19 protein-coding genes are annotated in these 21,383 nt (G+C 32.8%); 16 read left to right on the top strand and 3 right to left on the bottom strand.

What is annotated here, in order from left to right; translation table 11 throughout:
* The first annotated feature begins 50 nt into the window (after positions 1-50).
* Positions 51-1,688 carry an ABC transporter ATP-binding protein/permease gene (locus tag ssp1_RS09985; RefSeq protein ID WP_118828207.1) on the top strand — a complete coding sequence of 546 codons (1,638 nt, stop codon included), beginning with the start codon at positions 51-53 and terminating at the stop codon, positions 1,686-1,688.
* A complete protein-coding gene (gene cydC / locus ssp1_RS09980; RefSeq protein WP_075778879.1) occupies positions 1,685-3,358 on the top strand; it encodes a thiol reductant ABC exporter subunit CydC in 1,674 nt (557 codons plus the stop codon). Before ssp1_RS09985 ends, cydC begins: the two co-directional genes overlap by 4 nt.
* A gap of 126 nt (positions 3,359-3,484) precedes the next feature.
* On the opposite strand, the gene mgrA is transcribed toward cydC, so the two are convergent.
* Positions 3,485-3,928, bottom strand: a complete 444-nt coding sequence (gene mgrA, locus ssp1_RS09975) for a global transcriptional regulator MgrA (RefSeq protein ID WP_002450982.1) — start codon at positions 3,926-3,928, stop codon at positions 3,485-3,487.
* Positions 3,929-4,154: 226 nt separating this feature from the next.
* Between mgrA and ssp1_RS09970 the strand changes: the two genes are divergently transcribed.
* From ssp1_RS09970 to ssp1_RS09945, 6 genes are all read left to right on the top strand, one after another.
* The gene (locus tag ssp1_RS09970; protein ID WP_075778880.1) at positions 4,155-5,081 is read left to right on the top strand and encodes a CobW family GTP-binding protein; all 927 of its coding nucleotides are present in this window, start codon (positions 4,155-4,157) and stop codon (positions 5,079-5,081) included.
* Positions 5,082-5,144: 63 nt separating this feature from the next.
* Positions 5,145-6,053: an aldo/keto reductase gene (locus tag ssp1_RS09965; protein ID WP_107536049.1), complete on the top strand. Its 909-nt coding sequence runs from the start codon at positions 5,145-5,147 to the stop codon at positions 6,051-6,053.
* 27 nt (positions 6,054-6,080) lie between these two features.
* Positions 6,081-6,389 carry a hypothetical protein gene (locus ssp1_RS09960; RefSeq protein WP_002450979.1) on the top strand — a complete coding sequence of 103 codons (309 nt, stop codon included), beginning with the start codon at positions 6,081-6,083 and terminating at the stop codon, positions 6,387-6,389.
* Positions 6,390-6,490: 101 nt separating this feature from the next.
* Entirely contained in the window at positions 6,491-7,438 is a 948-nt protein-coding gene (gene mdh / locus ssp1_RS09955; protein ID WP_075778882.1) for a malate dehydrogenase, read from the top strand.
* Between the two features lie 176 nt (positions 7,439-7,614).
* Positions 7,615-9,171, top strand: coding sequence for an SLC13 family permease (locus ssp1_RS09950; RefSeq protein WP_075778883.1), 1,557 nt, complete (start codon positions 7,615-7,617; stop codon positions 9,169-9,171).
* A 166-nt stretch (positions 9,172-9,337) separates the two neighbouring features.
* Positions 9,338-10,708, top strand: coding sequence for a cryptochrome/photolyase family protein (locus ssp1_RS09945; RefSeq protein WP_002450976.1), 1,371 nt, complete (start codon positions 9,338-9,340; stop codon positions 10,706-10,708).
* A 64-nt stretch (positions 10,709-10,772) separates the two neighbouring features.
* Here the strand turns inward: ssp1_RS09945 and ssp1_RS09940 are convergent, their stop codons facing one another.
* Together ssp1_RS09940 and ssp1_RS09935 are read right to left on the bottom strand one after the other, a co-directional pair.
* Positions 10,773-11,051: a hypothetical protein gene (locus ssp1_RS09940; protein ID WP_002450975.1), complete on the bottom strand. Its 279-nt coding sequence runs from the start codon at positions 11,049-11,051 to the stop codon at positions 10,773-10,775.
* Positions 11,048-11,665 carry a DUF1361 domain-containing protein gene (locus tag ssp1_RS09935; protein ID WP_075778884.1) on the bottom strand — a complete coding sequence of 206 codons (618 nt, stop codon included), beginning with the start codon at positions 11,663-11,665 and terminating at the stop codon, positions 11,048-11,050. The genes ssp1_RS09940 and ssp1_RS09935 overlap by 4 nt, the downstream gene beginning before the upstream one ends.
* A gap of 326 nt (positions 11,666-11,991) precedes the next feature.
* Here ssp1_RS09935 and norA point away from each other — a divergent pair, with 326 nt between their 5' ends.
* The 8 genes from norA to ssp1_RS09895 all read left to right on the top strand — a co-directional run bounded on the left by norA (position 11,992) and on the right by ssp1_RS09895 (position 21,312).
* Positions 11,992-13,158 (top strand): multidrug efflux MFS transporter NorA, encoded by a 1,167-nt coding sequence (gene norA / locus ssp1_RS09930; RefSeq protein ID WP_075778885.1) that lies wholly within the window; start codon positions 11,992-11,994, stop codon positions 13,156-13,158.
* A gap of 344 nt (positions 13,159-13,502) precedes the next feature.
* The gene (locus tag ssp1_RS09925; protein WP_075778886.1) at positions 13,503-13,982 is read left to right on the top strand and encodes a hypothetical protein; all 480 of its coding nucleotides are present in this window, start codon (positions 13,503-13,505) and stop codon (positions 13,980-13,982) included.
* Between the two features lie 104 nt (positions 13,983-14,086).
* The gene (gene ybaK / locus ssp1_RS09920) at positions 14,087-14,569 is read left to right on the top strand and encodes a Cys-tRNA(Pro) deacylase (protein ID WP_075778887.1); all 483 of its coding nucleotides are present in this window, start codon (positions 14,087-14,089) and stop codon (positions 14,567-14,569) included.
* 187 nt (positions 14,570-14,756) lie between these two features.
* Positions 14,757-15,512 carry a DeoR/GlpR family DNA-binding transcription regulator gene (locus ssp1_RS09915; RefSeq protein WP_037551989.1) on the top strand — a complete coding sequence of 252 codons (756 nt, stop codon included), beginning with the start codon at positions 14,757-14,759 and terminating at the stop codon, positions 15,510-15,512.
* The gene (pfkB, locus tag ssp1_RS09910; protein ID WP_075778888.1) at positions 15,509-16,429 is read left to right on the top strand and encodes a 1-phosphofructokinase; all 921 of its coding nucleotides are present in this window, start codon (positions 15,509-15,511) and stop codon (positions 16,427-16,429) included. Before ssp1_RS09915 ends, pfkB begins: the two co-directional genes overlap by 4 nt.
* Before the next feature lie 5 nt (positions 16,430-16,434).
* Positions 16,435-18,399 carry a PTS fructose transporter subunit IIABC gene (locus ssp1_RS09905; protein ID WP_075778889.1) on the top strand — a complete coding sequence of 655 codons (1,965 nt, stop codon included), beginning with the start codon at positions 16,435-16,437 and terminating at the stop codon, positions 18,397-18,399.
* 144 nt (positions 18,400-18,543) lie between these two features.
* The gene (gene nagA / locus ssp1_RS09900) at positions 18,544-19,713 is read left to right on the top strand and encodes an N-acetylglucosamine-6-phosphate deacetylase (RefSeq protein WP_075778943.1); all 1,170 of its coding nucleotides are present in this window, start codon (positions 18,544-18,546) and stop codon (positions 19,711-19,713) included.
* A gap of 249 nt (positions 19,714-19,962) precedes the next feature.
* Positions 19,963-21,312, top strand: coding sequence for a hemolysin family protein (locus ssp1_RS09895; RefSeq protein WP_075778890.1), 1,350 nt, complete (start codon positions 19,963-19,965; stop codon positions 21,310-21,312).
* Positions 21,313-21,383 lie beyond the last annotated feature (71 nt).

Here is a 21,383-nt window from a genome sequence, read left to right as displayed (position 1 = left end):
ACTACTAGACTTTATTATTGAGTCTATAACGAAATTTAGGTGATTAAATTGTGAAAAAATTAATGCAACTAGTATATAAATATAAAAGATATCCAATTTTAATGCTCTTAGTATGTGTTACGTTAGCTGTAGCTGTTGTCGTACAGAATGTAGCAATAGCAGAATTCTTAAATCTTATGTTATCTAAAACGAAGCAATCGCTTAGTTTTATTCTTACATTGATTATAATCGTGCTTATGTTACGCGCGACCTTAAACTTTATCAATCAATTATTAGGTAATCATCTCTCAAGTCATGTTAAACATAACTTGCGTCAACGTATGGTTCATATAGAATCAGGACGGCCAGTGGGTGAACAGATGACACTCATTACTGAAACCATCGATGGAATTTCTCCATTTTATCAAAGTTATCTACCACAAGTATTTAAATCCATCACGATTCCTATGGCAATTATCATTGCGATGTTTTGGATTCATTTGAATACAGCGCTAATTATGTTGGTAACAGCACCATTCATTCCATTGTTTTATATCATTTTCGGTTTGAAAACACGCGATGAATCTAAGGATCAAATGACTTACTTAAATCAATTTGGACAACGATTCCTTAATCTGACGCAAGGTTTAATTACGTTGAAGTTATTTAATCGTACAAAGCGTACTGAAAAACACATCTATGACGATAGCACTCAATTTAGAGATTTGACGATGAAAATATTAAAAAGCGCATTTTTATCGGGTTTGATGCTAGAGTTTATTAGTTTGTTAGGTATAGGGCTTGTTGCGTTAGAAGCAGCATTAAGTCTTGTTGTATTTCATACGATAGATTTTAAAACAGCGGCTATCGCCATTATTTTAGCGCCAGAATTTTATAATTCGATTAAAGATTTGGGTCAAGCGTTCCATACTGGGAAACAAAGTGAAGGTGCCAGTGATGTGGTATTTGAATTTTTAGATCATCCGACCAAGAAAAAGCCATCTGATTTTGTCTATCAAGAAGGTCAAATACCGTTTATTCGATTAAACAACGTTTCATTTAAATATAATACTGAAATGGGACATGGATTTGCATTGGAATCTACGCATTTAGATATTTACGAACGCGAACATATCGCTTTAGTTGGACCAAGTGGCGCTGGCAAAACGACATTATCTAAAATCATCACACGTTCATTAATACCAACCGAAGGGGAAGTGACATTTAAATATCAACATATGCGTATGGGGATATTAAGTCAGAATCCATATATTTTTACTGCATCAATTAAAGACAATATTGCGATGTTTAGTGATGTTAAGGATGAAATAATCATTGATGTATTAGAAAAAGTACAGTTAAAAGAAAAAGTAATGTCATTACGAAATGGTATCCATACGATGATAGGTGATGGCGGAGAAACATTCTCTGGTGGACAGATGAGAAGGATAGAATTATGTCGCTTGCTTGTTATGCAGCCAGATTTAGTTGTACTTGATGAACCAGCTTCAGGATTAGATATTGAAACGGAACAAGTCATCCAGAGTGTGCTTGATGATTATTTTAAAGAAACAACTCAATTAATTATAGCCCATCGAGACTCAACAATTAGAAAGGCAACCCGTCGATTATATATTCAAGATGGCTACATTATTAAAGATGATCAATTGATTTCAGTGAATAAAGAAGAAAATGGTGACGAATCATGAAATCACAAATACGATTTACAATAGATAAGGATTTAGTGATTGCAATTATAATAGGTATCATAGGAAGTTTAGTCGCCTTAGCGATGTTCTTTTTAAGTGGCTATATGGTGACACAAAGCGCATTAGGTGCACCATTATATGCGTTGATGGTATTAGTCGTTTCTGTTAAATTATTTGGTTTTTTACGTGCTATTGCTAGATATTATGAAAGACTATATTCTCATCGAACGACATTCACCATGTTGAGAAACGTCAGAGTTCAATTTTTCCGTGGTCTTGTTAAAGTAATACCAGATGTATATCGTAAGTTTAATTCGAGTGACTTAATTTCAAGAATGGTAAGTAGGGTGGAAGCACTACAAAATATTTATTTACGCGTGTATTATCCACCGATAGTGATAGGAATGACAGCCGTGATAACGATGTCTGTATACATCTTTCTATCACCAGCGCATGCAGTCTTAATTGCTATGAGTATGTTAATGACATTATGGCTCGTTCCTTTATTAAGTAGTAAGAGGGCACGAAGATTAAAACAATTGGTTAAAGTTCAACAAAGCCAATTTTTAACTCGATTCTACGATTATCGTCAAGGTTATAAAGAATTACAACGTTTTAATAAAGAAGCGTCATTTAAAAATGATGTATTAGAGCAATTGCAATCATTTGATCATTTGCAAAATAAGGAACAACGATTTTTAGCAATGTATGATTATATGCTTAATATCATTGCAATGGTGTCTATATTTGGCACGTTATACTTAGGTGCGTTGCAAATTCACTCACAAACATTAGATGTGGTTTATTTAACAAGTATCGTATTAATGGTACTTACATTATTTGAACAAGCTGTCCCTATGAGTAATGTTGCATATTATAAAGCAGATACAGACCAATCATTGTATGATATTAATGAAGTGATTCAATACGACGATATAATAAAAGAGGAAGATAGCGTTGCAAATGATGAGTCAGCACCTTTATTTGAACTGAATAATGTCACATTTAAGTACGCAAATCAAGAAATACCTGTATTAAATCAAGTTTCATTTAATGTGTATCATGGTGAGAAAATAGCTATTATAGGTCCATCTGGAAGTGGTAAAAGTACGCTACTACAAGTCATGTTAGGATTATATCAAGTTCAAGAAGGTAGCGTCATTTATAGCCAGTCTGATATCTTTCAAATAGAAGATGAAGTTAAATATAATGATATTAATGCATTGTTACAGTCCCAACAATTATTTGATGGCACTATTAAGGACAATTTACTGACAAATTGTAATGAGGACGAGATACAACATGTATTAAATTCGTTAGATTTATCTCATTTATCAACAGAACAGTATATGACGATGAACGGTGAAACATTATCAGGCGGGGAAATTCAACGATTAAGTATGGCTCGCTTATTACTTAAAACAAATGCTAAGATTTGGATGTTAGATGAGCCAACGACTGGTTTAGATATTGAAAATACAACTCAAATGATGCATTTATTACTTAAAGAAGCTGAAACAATCATTGTATCTACACATGACTTACGACTATTACCTGATTTTGACAGGATTATAGTTATGATAGATGGAGAAATCAAAGAACAAGGCACTTATGAAACGTTAATTAAAAATAGAGGATATCTATATCAAATGGAGCAGTTAAATCAGTAATATAGGCATGACAATAATGTAATATAAAAATGCTCTAAAATACTGAGAAGTACTTTAGAGCATTTTTATACTTTAAAAGTGTTAAATTCTAAACTTTAACTTTAAATTACCATGACAAAAGCTTAATTAATTATCTTTAGCTTCATTAAATGCATCAATGACTTTACCTAATAATCGGTTAAGTTCATCCACTTCTTCAAGTGACAATGATGATGCAGTTGCAACTTTTTCAGAAGCGCTGCTAAGTTCGGGTCTAATTTTTTCGCTTTTATCAGTCAAGTGAATAAATACTTCACGTTGATCGACTTCGGAACGTTCACGTTTGATTAAATCAACCTGTTCCATTCTTTTTAATAGTGGGGATACTGTACCAGTATCAAGTGCTAGTTCAGTCACAACCTTCTTAACATTTACAGGCGACTCGTCCCATAAAATAGTTAATACAAGGAATTGTGGGTAAGTTAGATTGTACTTTTTAAAGACTTTGTTTGAGTAGTAGCGATTTACTTGTCTTTGAGCATTGTACAAACTAAAGCATAGTTGCTCTTTTAAATTATGTTGATCAGACATTAAAGTTCTCCTCCAGACATTCTATCCGTTTTTTTCTCTCTATTCGGATTGGAATCCGTCTATGTTGTGCGGAATATAATTCACAACACACTGTGATTCAATGTCATGCTAAAATTAAAGTATGTTTAAAGTTTAGAAGATATCTATCGTTAAATCAAGCAAAAAGATAATTTAATATTTATGTTATCATTTTTAAAAATACTTGTAATAGAAAAGGAATTTTACAATGAAAAATAATAATTTTAGAAAAATATCAATTTCTATCATAAGTGGTTTCCTAGGTAGTGGGAAAACCACGCTACTGACACATTATATTAGCGAATTATTAAAAATTGATGAGAAAATCAAAGTGATTATGAATGAATTTGGTTCATTTGATATTGATAGTCAAAATATAGACGCAAATATCGAAGTGCGATCAATCATCAATGGTTGTGTATGCTGCGATTTAAAGACAGACTTAATCACTCAAATTCAATCACTAATACAACAAGGTGATTGTAATCATATCATTATTGAGGCAACAGGAATTGCTAATCCTATAGAAATGATTACTGCATGTCAAGATCCGACTATTATCGAATATATAAATATGCCTCAAATCATTAGTTTAGTGGATGCTGAACGATTTTTAAATAGGAATGATTACACTATATCTACTCAAACACTAATGGAAGAACAACTTGAAATAAGTGATTTATTAGTCGTTAATAAAATAGATTGTATTGATTCTAAGGAATTACATAAAATCAAAGAAGAATTGGTTCAAATTAATCCCCATGCGCCCAATGTATTAACAACATATGGACAATTTGACATCAATTTATTAAGTAATCAAATCATAGATAAAACTGTCAATCATAAACACCACCATCACCATGGTATTCAAAGTATGAAATATACATTTACGAGCCCGATTGATCGCCAGTTATTTTATCAATTTATAATGCAATTACCGAAAAATGTGATGAGACTTAAAGGATATGTGCAATTTAGAGACCAACCCAATGAAACAATTGAATTTCAATTGGCTTATGGGTTGCCTGATTTTGGTCCCATCAATCAAGAATTGCCTTTATCAATAGTCATTATCGGAGAGCAAATCGACATTAATCAACTCAGAAATAAATTGGATATGTTACAATTTACTTGATTTTAAATTCAACTGCTTCTATTTAATAGAAAGCAATTAAATAATAATAAGGTCGTGATGATTATGGATAAAATAAAGATTAATCAGTACGTTGATTTTTCAAAAATGATTCAAGGGTTTTGGAGAGCAAATGAATGGCAGTATACTGATCAAGAATTGAATCGATTTATCAATCAGCTCGTTGACCGTGGCATCACTACGATGGACCATGCCGATATTTATGGGGATTATCAATGTGAATCTATATTTGGTAAAGCGCTACAGTTATCACCTAGCTTACGTGATGACATTCAAGTTGTATCTAAATGTGGTATTGTCTTACCATCTAAAACTCAAACGTTTACTGATGGTCATCGCTATGATCATAGTCGTCAACATATTATTCGATCAGTTAACAATTCATTACAACGTTTGAATGTGGATTATTTAGATAGTTTATTGATTCATAGACCTTCACCATTAATGAATCCCGATGAAATAACGGATGCTTTAAAGGAACTTGTCGATGAAGGTAAAATCAAATCATTTGGGGTATCCAATTTTAACGAAACACAATATGATTTATTAAAACATAGCCTTAATCATGATAAATTGCATATTAGCATTAACCAACTAGAAGTGTCCCCATATCAAACAGACATTTTAAATAATGGTGTGATGGACAAAATGTATGAAAATCAAGTAAAAGTAATGGCTTGGAGTCCACTGGCAGGCGGTAAATTGTTTGATCCATCCGATGATAAAGCGAGACATGTACGTGCCATTATTGAACCTTTAGCACAAAAATATGATGTTAATGAAACGGCTATTATGATAGCTTGGTTGAATAGACATCCCAATGATATCATGCCGGTGCTAGGTACCCATAAAATTGAAAGAATTGATGCTGCTCTACCTGGCTTATCGATTACTTTAACTGACCAAGAGTGGTTTGATATATACACTGCAGCAATGGGGCATGACATTTTATAAATAAAATGTTAGAAAGGATTTTATTAAATGAATAATGAAGATAGACATCAGAAACAACTTAAATTTGAACGTAATTTAATTATGATTCCTTATTTAATCTTTGCGATAATCGTACTATTATGTAATATTTTTTATCCTGAGATAAAAGTAACAATGACGTTATTTGGTTTACTCTTTGCCTATAATTTAGGATTACTATTTATTGCATTCATTCGTCATTTTAAACGTACGCTTATATTAACTTTAGTATTAACAATATTAAGTGGTGCAGCATTCTTTATATTATTATATGTGTTTGGCATAAACCACGAAATTTTTGGACAAATTAAAAAATAAAATACCAATATTTAATGAAAAACTCTGTTATTTCAATGTTATAATTAATTTGAAATAACGGAGTTTTGTTTTTTATCAATTTATAAATGGGAGTGTATTTGATGAATAAACGTAAAAAGGTTTCTATTATCGGTGCAGGTAAAACAGGTGCAACATTAGCTTTTATTTTAGCGAAAAATGAAAGCGCTGACATAGTGATTGTAGATCGCCCACAATCTGAAAGTGCAGTAAAAGGGAAAGCGTTAGATATTCAAGAAAGCGGACCTATTTTTAACTTTAATATTGATATTAAAGGTACTGCCGACTATTCAGAAACGAAAGACTCGGATATTGTAGTGATAACAGCAGGAATTGCTAGAAAACCTGGTATGAGTAGAGATGATTTAATACAAACAAATGAAGAAATTGTTCATTACAGTGCACAACAAATCGCAAAATATGCCCCCGACGCCATTATTATTGTATTGACTAATCCTGTTGATGCGATGACTTATTCTGCATTAGTCGCATCTGGATTCCCTAAACATAGAGTATTGGGGCAATCAGGTGTATTAGATAGTGCCAGATATAAAACATTTATCGCCAAAGAGTTAGGAATCTCTGTTGAAGATGTACAAGGTTTAGTTTTGGGTGGTCATGGAGATACAATGGTGCCATTAGTCAACTCAACACAAGTCAATGGAATCCCTTTAAGTGAACTACTTGATCAGCAAGTCATTGATCAAATTATTGATAGAACACGAAAAGGCGGTGCCGAAATTGTCCAGTTATTAGGAAATGGTTCAGCATATTACGCACCTGCTGCCGCAATTTATGAGATGATTGATGCCATTTTAAAAGACAAATGTCGAGTATTGGCAGCAATTACATATCTCGAAGACGAGTATGGATACCGAGATATCTGCTTAGGAGTGCCGATTAAACTTGGACAAAATGGCGTAGAAGAAATATTAGAATTAACTTTAAGTCAAGAAGAACAAAATCAACTAGATACATCAGCGTTATCAGTCAAAAATGTTAAAGATGCACTTAAATATAGATTTGAATAATGAATTAAAGTCAAATCGTAAAACCTATCGTTCACAATAAATTGAGTGTGTCTATTTTAAATAATTTAATTTTTAAAAAGTGAGAATTATATGACTTTTGTAAGTGAATCGCATAGGTAAAGCGCTTTCTTGATATAATTAGAGTGTAAGGTCAAGATAAAAAGGAGCCGGTGTCTATGTCTAAAGGGAATCAAAATTCACAGGTAGTCGATACTGAAACTACCAAAAAAGAGAAAAAGGGATATAAACCACTATGGATTATCATTAGTTTTATCGTGTTAATAGCCATATTACTTTTACCTACACCTGCAGGTTTGCCAGTGATGGCTAAAATGACTCTAGCGATACTAGCATTTGCTGTCATTATGTGGGTTACTGAAGCAGTTTCATATCCTGTTTCAGCAACGTTGATTTTAGGGTTGATTATATTATTATTAGGTTTCAGTCCTGTTCAAAATTTATCTGAGCAGCTTGGCAACCCTAAAAATGGAGATGCCATTATTAAAGGTAGTGAAATATTAGGAACAAATAATGCCTTAACACTTGCGTTTAGTGGCTTTTCTACTTCAGCGGTAGCGTTAGTTGCAGCTGCATTATTTTTAGCAGCAGCTATGCAGGAGACCAACTTACACAAACGTTTAGCATTATTAGTATTATCTGTTGTGGGGAATAAAACTAAAAATATTGTCATAGGAGCAATACTTGTTTCAATTGTTCTTGCGTTCTTTGTACCTTCTTCAACAGCTAGAGCGGGTGCAGTCGTACCAATATTATTAGGTATGATTGCAGCATTTAAAGTTTCTAAAGAGAGTAAGTTAGCATCTTTATTAATTATTACGTCAGTTCAAGCAGTTTCTATTTGGAATATTGGTATTAAAACGGCGGCAGCACAAAATATCGTTGCGATTAATTTTATTAATCAGAATTTAGGTCATGATGTATCATGGGGTGAATGGTTCATGTACGCTGCGCCTTGGTCAGTTTTAATGTCTATCGCACTTTATTTTATTATGATCAAAGTGATGCCACCCGAACGTGAATCTATTGAAGGTGGAAAAGCGTTAATTAAAAAAGAGTTAAACCAATTAGGTCCAGTGAAACCAAGTGAATGGCGTTTAATCGTTATCTCTCTATTATTATTGGTATTTTGGTCAACTGAAAAAGTGTTACATCCAATTGATTCTGCATCAATTACATTAATTGCCTTAGGTATCATGCTCTTACCTAAAATTGGCGTTATTACCTGGAAAGGTGTAGAAAATAAGATTCCTTGGGGCACAATCATAGTATTTGGTGTCGGTATTTCATTAGGAAATGTATTATTAAAAACAGGGGCAGCACAATGGTTGAGTGACCAAACCTTTGGGTTAATGGGTCTTAAAGGATTACCGATTATTGCAACTATAGCACTTATTACTTTATTTAATATTTTAATTCACCTAGGTTTTGCAAGTGCTACAAGCTTATCATCTGCACTCATTCCTGTATTTATCTCATTAACATCAACATTACATCTTGGCGATCAATCTATCGGATTTGTTTTAATCCAACAATTTGTAATTAGCTTTGGATTCTTACTACCAGTGAGTGCACCACAAAATATGTTAGCGTATGGTACAGATACATTTACAGTTAAAGATTTCTTGAAATCTGGTATACCATTAACGATAGTCGGCTATATATTAGTCATTATATTTAGTTTAACGTATTGGAAATGGTTAGGTTTAGTATAAATAATGTAAGATAAATAGCTTGGCGGTTTAATAGATCGTCGAGCTTTTTTTATAAATGAAATAGACGTATTTTTATTACAAAGATAATCTATCATTTAAGTTAGATATTTATTTTACTAGGATAAGGGTATAAATCAAAAAACAAGGAATGATAGGTGATTGAGCAATGAAAGTTGGCGTTATATTAAATAGAGTATTTAGAATTCATCATAATCCGTTACTAGCTTATATTTGTAATCAATTAGATACTACTGATACATGTGTATTGATTATACCTAAAGAAAAATTTGGTGATGAAGCACAATTAAAAGCATCATTTTATCATGGAACACTCAATGCTTTTATCAACACATTAAATCATTATCAAATTCAAACGAATGTAATAGATTACGATTATTTAATAGAGTTTTGTATTAACCAACAATTAGATAAAGTCGTTATGGCAAGTGATATCATGAGTTATCATCATGAATCATATGATTATCCACATCAAAAGCAACGATTTCATGACGCAGGTATCCATGTTGATGCGCTTCGTGTACAACATTATTTTAGTCCACGAAAAACATTTAACAATCAAGGCGAACCATACAAAGTATTTACAAGTTTTTATAAAAAATGGCGACCATATGTCATGCAACGACATAGAGCACATTACGAATTAAGTGATATTTCAAAAATAGTCGAGCCGGCATACGCCCCAACGCAAATTAATGATAGCCATAGTGGATTAACTGAAAAAGAAGTACAACAGCAATGGCAAAGTTTCTTAAATAATGATATTCAAAATTATGAGTCAAATAGAGCGTATTTACCTGAAGTATTAACGAGTCAACTTAGTATTGCATTAGCATATGGATTGATTGATATATTGCAAGTATTTAATGATTTATTACAGGGGTATGAAAGTGACGAATCTAATTATGAAGCATTTATCAGAGAATTAATTTTTAGAGAATTCTATTATGTACTGATGACACAGTATCCAGAAACAGCCCATCAATCATTTAAAGAGAAATATCGAAACATTGATTGGGTCAATGACAAGCAACAATTTAATAAATGGAAAAACGGTGAAACAGGATATCCAATTGTAGATGCTGCTATGCAAGAACTGAATCAAACTGGATATATGCATAATCGAATGAGAATGGTGACATCCCAATTCTTAACGAAGGATTTATTGATAGATTGGCGATGGGGAGAAACTTATTTCAAAGATAAATTAATTGATTATGATAATGCGTCGAATGTTCATGGATGGCAGTGGTCCGCTTCGACTGGAACAGATGCGGTACCATATTTTAGGATGTTTAATCCTATTAAACAGAGTGAGCGATTTGATCAAAACGCATTATATATAAAACAATGGCTACCCACATTCAATAATGTAGATAGCCATCTATTACACGATACTAAAAAGCATATGCAGTTATTAAAACAACAAGGTATTGAATTGGGGATTGATTATCCTGAACCAATGGTTAATCACAGTGATAGCCGTCAACGTGTAATGTCATTGTTTAAATCATTGTGATTAAAGTCCTGTTCTTTTGTAGGTTATTTGAATTGAGTTCATTCAAAATGAAATGACACATGTACTATTTAAGCCAGAACAAGCAAACATATACAGCAACATATTCGAAAAAGGTTAAAATGTACATATATTTTAATCGTAATTTAACCCCTAGTGGGACGTCCCAATTTGGATATTTTCTTTCGAAATGAAAAGCCTGTAAAATAAACAAACCTATACCTAATGGTAGAAACATAAGACCGATACTTTTAGCATAGCTAAAACCGATATCATGTATAAAATGACCTACAACGAGTTGTAGAATTATAATGATTGCTAATAAAATGATTAGGTTTAACATCATTTTTGTAATCGAACTCCTTTTACAAATAAAATGATTGCTGATTGCATTATTACCATTAATAACACAAAGATAAATGTTTTTAGGTTAAATACACCTAGGACCTCGTAGAATATTTTTAATGGTTCATTGATTAAATATACCGTATGAAATCTTAAGAAGCGGCCCATATAAATACCCAAACCATTTAAAAACATAAGAATAATAACTAATATGCGATTAAGCCAGATGTGTTTGGTAAAATGTAGAATTTCCATAAAAATCAAGATCATGACATACATGGCTAAAAAGACGCCTAACATTAAATAAGTAAAGAATATCCATTTCTTTAAATTCAACCCTACTAAGAAATTGAATTGAAACTGATTTAAATGAATCAAGTCAGTAATCATATAGAAGGTATTAGGTACGAGTAATAAAAAGATCATGCCAAATACAACAAATAAAGGCCATTCGAATTTCTTGATAGGTTTAAATAATTTTAATAATAAGCAGAGTTCGTATGGAATATACGCTAAAAATAAATTTAACGTCATAAAATTGAAAATCTTGGTTTCAAATAAAGATATGACAAACAGAATAATAAAATATATTCTCGCTATATATCGGGGTTGCATGATTAACACTACTTTCATAACATACTTTGGTTGTCATTTGATTTAATACTTTCATCCGTTAAAATAAAATTGGACAACTGAGTTTTAATAATATCGTTCTAAGCTTTAGTAATCAACCAAAAAAGTAAAAGCAGTAAGAATTATCATTTTAAAGCACCTACATATTATATACTGGAAATAAGAAGACGTCCGGCTGTTAATTTGTTGTGAAATATATTACAATATATTGACTTTTAACGTGTTAATATGATGAAAAGGTATGTTTGTATAGGGACCCGCATATTTTGAATAAAGATATGTAAAATACGAGAGAGGGGGACACCATTATGAGAAAACAATTATTTACACTCTACTTTAATATTTTCCTAATATTTTTAGGAATAGGACTCGTTATACCGGTGTTACCAGTTTATCTTAAAGATTTAGGATTAAAAGGTAGTGATTTAGGTATACTGGTAGCTTCATTTGCATTAGCGCAAATGATTATTTCACCATTTGGTGGTGGACTAGCTGATAAACTGGGTAAAAAATTAATTATATGTATCGGTCTTGTTTTATTTTCAATATCTGAATTTATGTTTGCAGTTGGTCACTCATTTACAATTTTGGTTATTTCTCGTGTGTTAGGTGGTTTTAGTGCAGGTATGGTTATGCCTGGTGTAACAGGACTTATTGCTGATATTTCTCCATCACAAGATAAAGCAAAGAACTTTGGTTACATGTCAGCAATCATTAATTCTGGTTTTATTCTAGGTCCTGGTTTTGGTGGATTTTTAGCAGAAGTTTCACATAGATTACCTTTCTATTTTGCAGGTGGTTTGGGAATCATTGCTTTTATTATGTCATTAATTGTAATTCACAATCCTAAGAAAATGACAACAGCAGGTTTCCCTCAATATGATCCAGAACTCTTAACTAAAATTAATTGGAAGGTGTTCTTAACACCAGTGATTTTAACATTAGTATTAGCATTCGGATTGTCTGCATTTGAAACACTTTTTTCATTATATACATCCGATAAAGCTGGTTATACGCCTAAAGATATTTCGATTGCTATCACAGGAGGCGGTATTTTTGGCGCCTTATTCCAAGTGTTTTTCTTTGATAAATTCATGAAATTTACAACTGAATTGAATTTTATTGCGTGGTCATTACTATATTCAGCAATTGTTCTAGTAATGCTTATTATTGCTCAAGGGTATTGGACAATTATGCTCATTAGCTTTATCGTCTTTATTGGTTTCGATATGATTAGACCTGCAATTACGAATTATTTTTCTAATATTGCAGGTAATCGACAAGGCTTTGCAGGAGGACTTAACTCAACATTCACAAGTATGGGGAATTTTATTGGTCCTCTCGTTGCAGGTACACTTTTTGATGTGAATATCGAATTTCCATTATATATGGCTATAGCGGTATCATTAAGTGGTATTGTTATTATATTTATTGAAAAGATGATTAGAACTCAATTAAATCGAAACGCACAATGATGATAGATACCATTCAACGTTTTTCGTTGAATGGTTTTTATATGTGTAAAATATGAAGGTTTAAAAAATCACTAATATAACGTGACAAAATCCTTTAAATTTTTAATATTGTTTTCGAACGATTTTGAATGATTGTGGTACTTTTTTACTTAAAAAAACAGTTTAATGTATTAATTTAAGATAATTATTTCGTTTTTTAATGCTTTTATGTAACAAAAATAACAACTTCAGTAATATTACTGTTACAAATATTACAATCTATTTAAATTGTGACCCACATATCTAAAATTAAAAATTATTATGTTAAGATAGACAAAAATCGATTGAGAAATGTGGGTAAGGAGATGAATTTGAAAAACTTATTATTAAGTATCTTTGCAGTGATTTTGACGATATGTTTAATAGGTCTAATATTTTTAGCTACTAACCAAAATGCATTAGCTAAAGTACATCAGACTATTTGTACATTTTCAAAAGCGAATAAAGTATCTGCATTAGAGAAAACAATTAAATTTACTGATTTTAAAACAGCGAATGCATCAGAAAAAAATGAAGACAATCATAATGACAATCAACAAAAGACTACATATTTAAAAAAAGACAATCATAGATCTGCAGAAAATCATTTTACACCAAGAGAATGTAAAGTGATTGCATTAAATTATGCGAGCAATCATTTAAATGAAAATTATGATTTAAAACAAGTTAATTATCAAAATCAATCATCAAAGTATCAATATGTGAATCAACAAAATCAACAACAATCAAATATAGTAGTGAATGACAACGGGCAAGTAGGGGAAAATCATTCACATATGAGATAGCACGTGCTTACTAATTGGAGGCATGTGCTTTTTTTGTAATTACTATATAAAGAACAAGTGTTAAAATATAAGGGATTAAGTTAAGTAATGCCAGAGGTGAGAATATGGGTAAAACCAAAAAAACAAATGCAATGCGTATGTTAGATAGAGCAAAAGTCGAATATCAAACTAACATATTTGAAGTAACTGAAGAACATCAAACGGGCGAACAAATAGCAGCACTTGTGCATGCCGATGTTGAAGATGTCTATAAAACACTTGTATTAGAGAATGCCAATCATAATCACTTCGTGTTTGTCATTCCAGTGAATGCAACGTTAGATATGAAAAAGGCTGCTCACGAAGCAGGAGAGAAAAAATTAAATTTAATGCCCTTAGATCAACTTAAACAGGTGACAGGATATATTAGAGGTGGATGTTCACCTATTGGTATGAAGCATTTATTCCCGACTGTTATTGACCAGTCTGCGCTACAAAGAGAACAGATATATATCAGTGGTGGTCAAAGAGGTATGCAAATCATTATCGCTGTCAAAGATTTGGTAGCAATGACAAACGCTAAAGTGACTTCGGTAATTCATGACTAATGCACATGCAGTTATATAATAATCAATCAAACACGGAAATACATGAACACAACTAGTCTATAAGTTAGTAGATGTATTTTCGTGTTATTTTTGTCACAAAATGAACGTTTTTGATTGTTTTTGACAATTTTTGATTGAATTTTGTAAGCGTGCTCATTATAATGGTAATTGAGATGGGGTGGTTATATTGATATCTGAAAAGCGACACGATTTAATTTTACAAGAACTTATAAAAAAGGATTTTCTGACACTCCAGGAATTAATGGATAGAACCGGTTGTAGTGCCTCTACCATTCGACGTGATTTATCTAAGCTGCAATTAGCTGGTAAATTACAACGTATTCATGGTGGTGCGACACTTAACCATAATCGAATGGTCGAACCAAGATTAACAGAGAAATTGACGCAAAATTCACGAGAAAAGAAAGAAATTGCCAAACGAGCAGCTCGACAAATTAGAGATAATGAGTGTGTTTTTTTAGATGCTGGGTCAACAACATTAGAGATGATACCTTACATAGATGCAAAAGATATTATTGTTGTAACTAATGGTTTGACACATGTTGAACAGCTACTTAAAAAAGGGATTAAAACCTTAATGTTAGGTGGTCAAGTTAAAGAAAATACATTCGCTACAGTAGGTTCGAGTGCCTTAGAAACATTAAGACGATATTGTTTTGATAAATCATTTATTGGAATGAACGGTATAGATGTAAAGTATGGTTTAACTACACCAGATGAACAAGAGGCGTTAATTAAAGATAATGCTATGCGCCTTTCTAATGAAAGCTTTGTTGTTGTAGATGAAACGAAATTTAATCAAGTGTACTTTGCTAGAGTACCTGTGCAAGATAATACTCGAATCATTACATCTAAGCAGGGGTTACAACATGTGAATGAAGCGTTTACGGCACAATATGAATTTTTAGGAGGGACAATATGATATATACAGTTACTTTTAATCCATCCATTGACTATGTCATGTTTGTAGATGACTTTAAGATAGATGGGTTGAATCGTGCTCAAGATACAAACAAATTTGCCGGTGGTAAAGGTATAAATGTTTCAAGAGTACTAAAGACTTTGGGGGTTGATTCAACAGCATTAGGATTTGCTGGTGGATTCCCAGGCGATTTTATAGCTCAAACATTAAAAGATAGTGATATTCACACAGATTTTGTGCAAGTAGATGAAGATACGCGTATCAACGTTAAGTTGAAAACAGGTCAAGAAACAGAAGTGAATGCACAAGGTCCTAATGTGACTGATGCACAATTTCAATCATTATTAAATCAAATTAAAGAAACGACAGACAATGATACTGTTATCGTCGCTGGTAGTGTACCAAAGAGTATTCCGAATGATGCTTATGCGCAGATTGCTAAAATTACGCGACAAACAGGTGCTCAACTAGTTGTAGATGCTGAAAAAGATTTAGTTGAAACAGTGTTAGAATATCAGCCACTATTTATTAAACCTAATAAAGATGAATTAGAAGTGATGTTTAATACATCTGTTAAAAATGATGAAGATGTTATTAAATATGCTAAACAAATCTTAGAAAAAGGTGCACAGTCAGTCATTGTGTCATTAGGTGGAGATGGCGCAATTTATGTGGATCATCAACAAAGTATTAAAGCTGTGAATCCAACAGGTGAAGTGATTAACACGGTTGGATCAGGCGATAGTACGGTAGCAGGTATGGTAGCAGGGTTAGCTACTGGTTTATCTGTGCAAGATGCATTTAAACAAGCAGTAGCATCGGGAACTGCTACTGCGTTCGATGCAGATTTAGCAACAAAAGAGGCAATAGAAAATATCAAATCACAAGTTACGATTTCTGTACTTGATGGGGAGTGAATAATATGAGAATAACAGAATTATTAACAAAAGAAACGATAGCAATGGATTTATCTTCATCAGACAAAAATGGTGTTATCGATGAGTTAGTGCATCAACTTGACAAGGCAGGAAAATTAAGCGATGTACCATCGTTTAAAGAAGCAATTCATAATCGTGAATCTCAAAGTACAACAGGTATCGGTGAAGGTATTGCTATTCCACATGCGAAAGTTAGCGCTGTTAAATCGCCAGCGATTGCATTTGGTAAATCGAAAGCAGGCGTAGATTACCAAAGTTTGGATATGCAACCAGCACATTTATTCTTTATGATTGCTGCACCAGAAGGTGGCGCTCAAACGCATTTAGATGCATTAGCAAAATTATCAGGTATTTTAATGGATGAAAATGTGCGTGAAAAATTAATTAATGCATCCTCACCAGAGGAAGTATTACAAATTATTGATGCAGCTGATGATGAAGCAACAAAAGAAGAAGAAGCAGAAGCACAACAAAATGAAGCGGATGCAACAGCTGCTTCAACAGGTGTGGATGCAGAAGATAATGAACCATACGTTTTAGCTGTCACAGCATGTCCTACAGGTATCGCACATACGTATATGGCACGCGATGCTTTGAAAAAACAAGCTGAAAAAATGGGTATCAAAATCAAAGTAGAAACAAATGGTTCAAGTGGTATTAAAAACCATTTAACAGAACATGATATTGAAAAAGCATCAGGGATCATTGTAGCAGCAGATGTACATGTTGAAACAGATCGTTTTGAGGGTAAAAATGTTGTCGAAGTACCTGTAGCTGACGGTATTAAACGACCAGAGGAATTAATTAATACGGCATTAGATACAAGTCGTAGACCATTTGTTGCTAGAGGTGATCGTTCTGGTAATAAGGAAGAGAATGAAGAAAAATTAAGTCCCGGAAAAGCATTTTATAAACATTTAATGAATGGTGTTTCTAATATGTTACCACTTGTTATTGCTGGTGGTATCTTAATGGCAATTGTCTTCATTATAGGACCAAACTCATTTGATCCTAAGAGTGCTGAACACAATGCATTTGCGGAGCAACTGTGGAATATTGGTAAAAATAGTGCCTTTGCATTAATCATTCCAGTATTAGCAGGTTTCATTGCTCGTAGTATTGCAGATAAACCAGGATTTGCAGCTGGTTTAGTTGGTGGTATGTTAGCCATTTCAGGTGATTCCGGGTTCATTGGTGGTATCATTGCTGGTTTCTTAGCAGGTTATTTAACTCAAGGTATTAAGTACATTACACGTAAGTTACCTCAATCATTAGAAGGTTTAAAACCAACATTGATTTATCCATTATTGTCAGTAGCAATTACAGGTTTATTAATGATTTATGTGTTTAATCCACCAGCTTCATGGTTAAATCACTTATTGTTAAATGGATTAAATGGACTTTCAGGTTCTAATATTATGTTACTTGGTTTAGTTATCGGTGCGATGATGGCAATCGATATGGGTGGACCATTTAACAAAGCTGCTTACGTTTTCGCAACAGCAGCACTTACAGAAGGTAATGCAGCACCAATTACTGCAGCAATGGTTGGAGGAATGATTCCGCCATTAGCAATTGCAACAGCAATGCTTATCTTCAGAAAGAAATTCACAAAAGAACAAAGAGGTTCAATTGTACCTAACTATGTTATGGGTGCATCATTCATTACTGAAGGTGCGATTCCATTTGCTGCAGCTGACCCAATTCGTGTAATTCCATCTATGATGATTGGTTCCGGTGTGGGTGGTGCGATTGCATTAGCATTAGGTTCAAGAATCAATGCGCCACACGGTGGTATCTTTGTAATCGCAACAACTGACTTCAGTCATATTTTACAAACATTATTAGCGTTAGTTATAGGTACTGTAGTTTCTGCCTTAATATATGGTTTCTTAAAACCAAAATTAACAGAAAATGAAATTGAAGCATCTAAAGCAATGGATGAATAATAGACTTCTAGCCCTTGTCGTTTAATCGACAAGGGCATTTATATTTTTACAAAACTAAATTTTAAATTGTATGATATGAATAAAATGAAAGGTTGTAGTAAAATAACAATCGAATCATTAGAATTAGAAAAGAAGGTATGGATATTGAAGGAATATTTACTTATAAACGGTCAGATTTATACAGAAAGTCAAAAAATAGAACAAGGTTTTATACATATTAAAGATGGCAAAATCATTGAAATTGGTTCTGCTAAAGATAGATTGAACACTTTAAGTAAAACGTATCCTACAGTAGATGTACAAGGTCATCATGTTATTCCAGGATTTATAGATATACATATCCACGGTGGTTACGGCGAAGATGCGATGGATGCCTCAATGGATGGTCTTAAACATTTATCTGAACAACTATTATCTGAAGGAACAACGTCATTTTTAGCAACAACGATGACACAATCAGATGATAGCATTCATAGAGCACTCCAAAATATTGCAGATTATTATCAAATTCAAAATAGGCATGATGCTGCAGAAATTGTAGGTATTCATCTCGAAGGGCCATTTATTTCAGAACATAAGGTGGGCGCACAACATCCTAAATATGTTCAAAGACCATCTATTGAAAAGATTAAGACATTTCAACAGACTGCCAATCAATTGATTAAAATTATTACTTTTGCACCTGAAGTTGATGGTGCAACTGACACATTAAAAGCTTTAAATAACGACATCATATTTTCAATGGGACATACAGTAGCTACATATGATGAAGCGAATACAGCTGTTGATAATGGTGCTAAACATATTACGCACTTATATAATGCAGCAACAGGTTTTGGACATCGAGAGCCAGGTGTTTTTGGAGCGGCATGGTTAAATCAAAACCTAAATACAGAAATTATTGTTGATGGTGTGCATTCACACCCAGCGGCTGTAGCAATGGCTTACCAAAATAAAGGTAATGAACATATGTATCTCATTACAGATGCCATGCGTGCAAAAGGAATGCCAGAAGGTGAATATGATCTAGGTGGCCAAAATGTTATTGTTAAAAATGCAGAAGCACGATTAGATTCAGGTGCATTAGCAGGTAGTATCTTAAAAATGAATGATGGTTTGCGTAACTTAATCACTTATACAGGTGCTATTATTAAAGACTTGTGGCGAGTGACAAGTTGGAACCAAGCCAAAGCCTTAGGTATCGATCAAACCAAAGGTAGTATTAAGGTTGGGAAAGATGCTGATTTAGTGATTGTTGACGATACGATTTCTGTCCTTAAAACGATTAAGAATGGTTATATTCATACATTTTAGATTTGATGAATAACTTGACTAAATAGGGGTATTAGTTTTAAATGTTATGTTGTAATTCTATAAACATAAATCAACCAAATGAAATATTTTTATGATAGAATAAAATCAATTACATTTTTTTAGGGGGTGTCGCAATGGGAAGGTCTTAGCATGTAAATATCATTTAAACCAATTCGAAAATTTTAATTACGTGTTAACCATGTGTGACACAGATAATATGGAGGTGAATCCCTAGAAATAGGGAATTAATTGGATACTTCGACCATAATTAGTTTAATTGTATTTTTTCTTTTAATTGCATTAACAACAGTATTTGTCGGATCTGAATTTGCACTTGTCAAAGTAAGATCTACGCGTATCGAACAATTAGCAGATGAAGGAAACAGTGGCGCTAAAATCGTTAAGAAAATGATTGCTAACCTGGATTACTACTTATCTGCATGCCAACTAGGTATAACAGTAACTTCATTAGGTTTAGGTTGGTTAGGTGAACCGACATTTGATAAATTACTACATCCCTTATTCGAACTAATGCATTTACCAAGCGCATTAACGACAACAGTTTCATTTGTCATTGCGTTTATTGTAGTCACATATTTACATGTCGTATTAGGTGAACTTGCTCCTAAATCATTCGCTATTCAACATACTGAGAAGATGGCGTTACTATATGCTAGACCGTTATATTACTTTGGTAATGTAATGAAACCCTTAATTTGGTTAATGAACGGTTCAGCACGCGTGATTCTTAGAGTGTTTGGTGTAGATCCGGATGCACAATCGGATGCAATGTCAGAAGAAGAAATCAAAATCATTATTAATAATAGTTATAATGGTGGCGAAATCAACCAAACTGAGCTTGCATATATGCAAAATATCTTTTCTTTTGATGAAAGACAAGCTAAGGATATTATGGTTCCCCGAACTCAAATGATTACGTTGAACGAGCCTTTTAATGTTGATGAACTATTAGAAACGATTAAGGAATACCAATTTACTCGATATCCTATTACTGAAGATGGTGATAAGGACCATGTTAAAGGATTTATAAATGTTAAAGAATTCTTAACTGAGTATGCATCTGGTAAAACAATCAAAATTGGTAACTATATACATGAATTACCGATGATTTCAGAGACAACACGTATTAGTGATGCACTTGTTAGAATGCAACGTGAACATGTTCATATCAGTTTGATTATTGATGAATATGGTGGTACAGCAGGTATTTTAACAATGGAAGATATTCTAGAAGAAATTGTCGGTGAAATCCGAGATGAATTTGACGATGACGAAGTAAACGATATCGTTAAATTAGAAGACAACAAATATCAAATTAATGGTCGTGTGTTATTAGACGACTTAAATGAACAATTTGGTATTGAATTTGAAGACTCAGAAGATATTGATACAATCGGTGGATGGCTACAATCTGAAAATACAAATCTGCAGAAAGATGATTTCGTTGATACAGATTACGATCGTTGGATCATATCAGAAATTGAAAATCACCAAATTATATGGGTTACTTTAAATTATGAATTTAATCAAGAACGCCCATCATATGAAGTGAATTCAGATGAGGAACAAACGGATTAACAATATTAACTTTGATGAAAAGACGCTTAAGCTATAATGTTTAAGCGTCTTTATTTACGTGTATTATAGTA

Origin of the sequence: Staphylococcus sp. M0911 (genome assembly GCF_003491325.1) — a bacterium.
Lineage (GTDB): Bacteria > Bacillota > Bacilli > Staphylococcales > Staphylococcaceae > Staphylococcus > Staphylococcus warneri_A.
This window is presented reverse-complemented; position numbering and strand designations above follow the sequence as displayed.

Excerpts from the sequence above, each read along its gene's own strand:
- ssp1_RS09950 (WP_075778883.1), top strand. The coding sequence starts at position 7,615 with ATGTCTAAAGGGAATCAAAATTCACAGGTAGTCGATACTGAAACTACC.
- norA (WP_075778885.1), top strand. The coding sequence starts at position 11,992 with ATGAGAAAACAATTATTTACACTCTACTTTAATATTTTCCTAATATTT.
- ssp1_RS09965 (WP_107536049.1), top strand. The coding sequence starts at position 5,145 with ATGGATAAAATAAAGATTAATCAGTACGTTGATTTTTCAAAAATGATT.
- cydC (WP_075778879.1), top strand. The coding sequence starts at position 1,685 with ATGAAATCACAAATACGATTTACAATAGATAAGGATTTAGTGATTGCA.
- ssp1_RS09905 (WP_075778889.1), top strand. The coding sequence starts at position 16,435 with ATGAGAATAACAGAATTATTAACAAAAGAAACGATAGCAATGGATTTA.
- pfkB (WP_075778888.1), top strand. The coding sequence starts at position 15,509 with ATGATATATACAGTTACTTTTAATCCATCCATTGACTATGTCATGTTT.
- ybaK (WP_075778887.1), top strand. The coding sequence starts at position 14,087 with ATGGGTAAAACCAAAAAAACAAATGCAATGCGTATGTTAGATAGAGCA.
- ssp1_RS09970 (WP_075778880.1), top strand. The coding sequence starts at position 4,155 with ATGAAAAATAATAATTTTAGAAAAATATCAATTTCTATCATAAGTGGT.
- ssp1_RS09960 (WP_002450979.1), top strand. The coding sequence starts at position 6,081 with ATGAATAATGAAGATAGACATCAGAAACAACTTAAATTTGAACGTAAT.
- mgrA (WP_002450982.1), bottom strand. The coding sequence starts at position 3,928 with ATGTCTGATCAACATAATTTAAAAGAGCAACTATGCTTTAGTTTGTAC.
- ssp1_RS09935 (WP_075778884.1), bottom strand. The coding sequence starts at position 11,665 with ATGCAACCCCGATATATAGCGAGAATATATTTTATTATTCTGTTTGTC.
- ssp1_RS09945 (WP_002450976.1), top strand. The coding sequence starts at position 9,338 with ATGAAAGTTGGCGTTATATTAAATAGAGTATTTAGAATTCATCATAAT.
- mdh (WP_075778882.1), top strand. The coding sequence starts at position 6,491 with ATGAATAAACGTAAAAAGGTTTCTATTATCGGTGCAGGTAAAACAGGT.
- ssp1_RS09940 (WP_002450975.1), bottom strand. The coding sequence starts at position 11,051 with ATGATGTTAAACCTAATCATTTTATTAGCAATCATTATAATTCTACAA.
- ssp1_RS09925 (WP_075778886.1), top strand. The coding sequence starts at position 13,503 with ATGAATTTGAAAAACTTATTATTAAGTATCTTTGCAGTGATTTTGACG.